Consider the following 4,719-nt stretch of genomic DNA (forward strand, 5'->3'; position numbering starts at 1 on the left):
CACACTGGCGCAACTGGCTGGCTCACCCCGGCGATATCGCGCAACACCACCCCGCCATCAGCAATCCGCCTGGGTGGCATACCGTCCCCACCTTTCACCTGCTGGACATACCAAATGGTGTCATAGGTGTTGCGCTCCACCGAGGCACGCTCAGTCCGGAAGGCTACTTGGCTGCCGTCTGGCGATAGCACGGGCTGACTGAAATCCACCACCTCCAACAGCGCGCGTGGCGTCACGACAGATGCACCGGCAACACATCCCATTCCGCTCGTCAGCAGAAGCATGATCAAGCGTTTCACGACAGTCACCAGTGCTTGGAGACGGACAGGCTCAGGAAGCGTCCTACCGCCGAGTAGTTGGTCGAGTCGTAGGGCGTCTCGTTCCAGGCGGTGACCGTATACAATGGTGGTGCGCGGTTGAGCAGGTTCTGGCCTGCCAGTTCAAAAGCCACATTAGAGAGCAGACCGTTGCCCTGCCCCAGCTCGTAGCGCAGCGTGGTGTCGAAGGTGGTAAACGACGCGCCTTTCTTCCCGTCGGCCGTGTTCCTGACGCCGCTCTTGTAGTTGCCGAAGACCGACGCGGTAAAACCGCCCCGCATCCATACCGCGCCGGCTCGCCCATTCAGCTTTGCCGGATAGAACAACGTACCCGCCAGATCGTAGGGGCTTTGCGTCGGCAGTGTGATCTGGGTGCTATCCAGCCTACTGGCCCCACCACGCAACGTCAGCCGCCCTTCCCCTACGTCAAACCGGTAGGCCCCCGACAGGTCAAAGCCCTTAATGCGCTGGCGCGCGGCGTTGACGCTACGGTTGTCGATGATGGCCACAACCTTGCTCGCGTCATAGACACCACCGCTGTAGTTGACGAAGCGGACGGACTCGGCGATGGCCCGTTCCATCTCTCCCACGGTCGGGTTGCGATCCACAAATCCCGCATAGACCGGATTGACCAGCGCCTCGGCGGGCACTACAGGCTGGACAATCCGGCCGGTATAGTCGATGTCGAACCACGACAGCTCCGCTTCCAGACCGCGCACAGCCTCGGGGTGAAATGCCAGCGACGTGCTCCGGGTCCGTGCCCGCTCTGGGCGCAGGTCTTGGTTACCACCTGCCCGATACAGCACCGTGGCATCGGGTGCCTCGTCCACCCTGCCAAAGGTCGCCACTGGATAGAGGGCGATGTCCTGGTTGGTATAGCGCTGCAGCAGCCTGGGCGCCTTGAACGATTTCCCCCAAGAGGCCCTCAGCGTGAAATCCGTGTCGGGCGAATAGATTAGCCCCAGCTTGGGCGTGGTCACTCGGCCATAAGTGTTGTAGTCCTCCGTCCGGATGGCTCCGGTCAGCTCGAGGCGCTCAACTCCACGAACTCCCTGCTCCGACCCGATCAACGGTGCGCTCAATTCCGCATAGGCAAAGCGGCTGCTTTCATCGCCATCGGCGACTGTCCTGTTGCTGCTGATCCCCAAGCTGATGAAGCGGATGGAACGGTACCCTGCCCCTGTGGCAAGCCGCGCCTCGCCGGCCGGCAGCGTCAACACGGGCCCCTCTGCACCAAGCTCGTAGGTGGCACTCTGATTGCTGTAGGTGCCAATGCTATTGGTAGAGACCGCGCCAGTCCGCGTGCTGATGACCTGCTGGTGGGTATAGGTCTTATCACGACCTAACGCCGTGCTGGCGGTAAGGGTCCAATCGCCTGCCAGCGCCCATTCCAGGCTGGGCGAAACCAATGTGGTGTTGGTCTTAGGTGTATCGCGGTAATACACCGTGGCATAGCCGGTGTCCATGCGCATGTTCCGCTCGGTCCGCAGCGCATCCAGATGCAGCTCGACCGTGTCGCCCAGCACCTGGTGCAAGCTGAGAAGACCACTGCGGAGATCACTACCGGACCACAGCGTGGCCGGCTGGTACATCGATCGGGTATATGCGCGCTGGTCAGCAGTGATAGGGATGTTGGCGGCTCTCTTGAATGTAGCGATCAGTCCTCCCGTGGGCCAAGTGGTACCGGCCGTGGCGGTGTATTCGTGACCGGCCAGCCCGCCGTCGGTCGCACCGCCCATGCGCGCGCCCACCGTTACGCCATCGAAGTCCGGCTTGAGAATCACATTGACAACCCCTCCCACCGCATCCGACCCATAGACAGCCGAGGCTCCGTCCGGGACGATTTCAAGGCGCTCGACCGCCTCGACCGGGATGGCGCTGATGTCCACGGACTGCGACGCACCGCCGTAGGACATGCGCCGGCCATTGAGCAGCGTAAGCGTGGCGTCTTGGCCCAGACCGCGCAGGTTCATGCTGGATCCGCCGGTGGCGTTGTAGTTGTTGCCGCTGACGTTGGCGCTGGTGGCCACGCCTGGATTCTGTCCACCGGAAAAGTTCTGCGGCACGCTGCGGATCACCTCGCCGAGATCGGCGAAGCCTTCCTGCTGGATCTGTCCGCTGCCGATGGTGATCACTGGCGAGGGCGTGCTGCCGCCACGGATGCGGGTACCGGTGACCGTTACGGTTTGCAGGTCGGTGGTCGCTGGCGCCGTGGACGCGTCGGTCGGTTCTTTCGACTGCGCCTTGGCCGGGGCATGGGTAGTCGATGCCCTGCCCTTCGCGTTCGTGTCTACCGTGGCGTCCTGGGCCGCGGCCCATTCGCTCGCGCCGGGGGTGGCGACGAGCAAGGCGATGGAAATGGCATTGTGTAGCGTGCTTGTCTTCATGCTGCGTCCTTTGCTTTCCCCAGGTTGGCCCTGCCCGCGCACGGGTTTGACTACGTGTCGGGCCGGGCGAGATCGTGGTGCGATCGGTCCGGCGTACGGCATGCATGGGCAGCACGGTGTCGCCAGCCGGGGCATCCATCGTCATGGCCATCCTTGGCGCTGATCGGCTCCCGGCCGTCGCCGCCTGCCCGACCGCCCGCGTCAGGCCGGCGGTCGCGAGGCGCACGGATGCACCAGCCGCGCCGGGTCGGCCTTTTCGATTGCCTTGCGATGTCTTCCCCTGCGCGAACCGTGACTGGATGGTTCGCTGCTGGCTCCCGCCCCGCCCTCAGGCAGGGACACTCCGCATACCGCCCCGCATTGGCGTGCCCGCACCCAGGCCATTCGCATGCGTGGCCAAGGGCAACATCGGCCCTGACCGGAACAGCGTCACGCCACGTTTCCAGAATAGCAATTCAAATTTGCGTTTGCAAGCATAACTTGTCAAATGCGATTGGCTGGCTTGCAAGAATGACTTGGATTCCCGCCGTACTTCCTGGTCTGCATGCCCCGTACCGCGCCTTATGTCGCCTTCGCCAGCCGCTTGCAGCACGCCTGCGACGAGGCGGGTGTGCCCGGTGGGCGCCAGCGCGTGGTCGCCGTAGCCACGCACTTCGGCGTAGCCCGCGAAACAGCCAGACTGTGGTTCGCCGGACGCGCCCTGCCGGAGCTGTCGCGACTGATCGAGATGGCCGGGGAATACCGCTGCAGCCTGGACTGGCTGGCGATGGGGCGCGAGACGGCCGCCCAGATCGGCGAGCAGGCTTCCGGCTACGAGGCACTATCGCCGCAGGAGCGCCGCGTGATCACGGCCATGCGCGGGCTCACCGCGAAGCGCCGCGCCGGCCTGATCGCCCTTCTCTGCGAGCAGTGAACTGCGGGGCGCGACAAGATCGCAGGGGCAATTTCCCCGCACGAACGGCTTTCTACGGCCAAGGTACGAGCTCGGGACTTCCGGGCCGGACTCCGCGATGGCTAGCAGGCTGGCCGAGGAGCCTGGCGTCCGGTTGGCCTACCTACTGACAGACAACGGTGCCCTGGCAGACATCATTTTCGCGGTAGCAGGCATGCCACCGGCGGCTGCAGAAACCGACATCCCGCCTTCCTTCCGGACAGCTCCAAGCCGACAGGAGCTCGCCCATTTCAATTCGTTTGGATGGCTAAACAAAGGCTGAAACGGGGTCTTGAAAAGTGCTTTTCAGTGCATAGAATTCTGCGCGCTGGACGCTTCGGGTCCAGCTGGCCGCGACCGTTCGCGGCGCGGTGAATAGTCCTTTTCCATGTTGCTCTCACGAGGATATGGCCATGCGCACTGTTCTTGATTTTTCACCCCTCCATCGTTCAAGCATCGGTTTCGAACGCATTTTCGGCTTGCTCGAAGCGGCCCAGACACAGCCCTCCGACAACTGGCCGCCCTTCGACAGCATGAAGCTCTCCGAGGACCGTTACCGCATCAGCATGGCGGTAGCCGGTTTCAAGCGCGACGAGATCGATATCTCCGTGCAGGAGAACCTGCTCGTCATCAAGGGCGAACGCAAAAACGACGTCGAAGGCGAATACCTGCACCGCGGCATCGCCTACCGGCCGTTCGTCCGCCGCTTCGAGCTGGCCGAGCACGTCCAGGTCACGGATGCCCATCTCGCCGACGGCCTGCTGAACATCAGCCTCAAGCGTGAACTGCCCGAGGCGATGAAGCCGCGCCGGATCGAGATCAAGACCGACGACGCGACGCTGGCAAAAGTCCGGCAGATCGAGCAGCAGGTCGCAGCCTAATTTTCCACCCCATTCCGCTTCGCACGACGTGACGCGGCTCCGGGTGCACTTTTCGCCTGCGCGCACCCCTGTCACTGCGCGCAGGCTTTTTTTGAACGCTCGCACGACTGCACCGCAAGGATGCTGATGGCACCTTGAATCCGCAGCCAGCGCTCATAAGACACATACAGGCGGGTACCGATCCCAGACGACAACTGCCTAAC

Annotated in this window: 3 protein-coding genes and 1 pseudogene; 2 read left to right on the forward strand and 2 right to left on the reverse strand. The window is 63.3% G+C overall.

Translation table 11 applies throughout. From position 1 onward, the window contains the following. Together VF436_RS13405 and VF436_RS13410 are read right to left on the reverse strand one after the other, a co-directional pair. Positions 1-299: pseudogene (locus tag VF436_RS13405) on the reverse strand (hypothetical protein); the annotation flags it as partial. A 5-nt stretch (positions 300-304) separates the two neighbouring features. After that, positions 305-2,704, reverse strand: coding sequence for a TonB-dependent receptor plug domain-containing protein (locus tag VF436_RS13410; RefSeq protein WP_330904529.1), 2,400 nt, complete (start codon positions 2,702-2,704; stop codon positions 305-307). 544 nt (positions 2,705-3,248) lie between these two features. Here VF436_RS13410 and VF436_RS13415 point away from each other — a divergent pair. Together VF436_RS13415 and VF436_RS13420 are read left to right on the forward strand one after the other, a co-directional pair. Continuing rightward, positions 3,249-3,617 (forward strand): DNA-binding protein, encoded by a 369-nt coding sequence (locus tag VF436_RS13415; RefSeq protein ID WP_330904530.1) that lies wholly within the window; start codon positions 3,249-3,251, stop codon positions 3,615-3,617. A gap of 425 nt (positions 3,618-4,042) precedes the next feature. Continuing rightward, positions 4,043-4,516: an Hsp20 family protein gene (locus tag VF436_RS13420; protein WP_343215407.1), complete on the forward strand. Its 474-nt coding sequence runs from the start codon at positions 4,043-4,045 to the stop codon at positions 4,514-4,516. The last annotated feature ends 203 nt before the right edge of the window (positions 4,517-4,719 follow it).

This window comes from Dyella sp. (assembly GCF_036384435.1).
Lineage (GTDB): Bacteria > Pseudomonadota > Gammaproteobacteria > Xanthomonadales > Rhodanobacteraceae > GSA-30.

Excerpts from the sequence above, each read along its gene's own strand:
- VF436_RS13415 (WP_330904530.1), top strand. The coding sequence starts at position 3,249 with ATGCCCCGTACCGCGCCTTATGTCGCCTTCGCCAGCCGCTTGCAGCAC.
- VF436_RS13420 (WP_343215407.1), top strand. The coding sequence starts at position 4,043 with ATGGCCATGCGCACTGTTCTTGATTTTTCACCCCTCCATCGTTCAAGC.
- VF436_RS13410 (WP_330904529.1), bottom strand. The coding sequence starts at position 2,704 with ATGAAGACAAGCACGCTACACAATGCCATTTCCATCGCCTTGCTCGTC.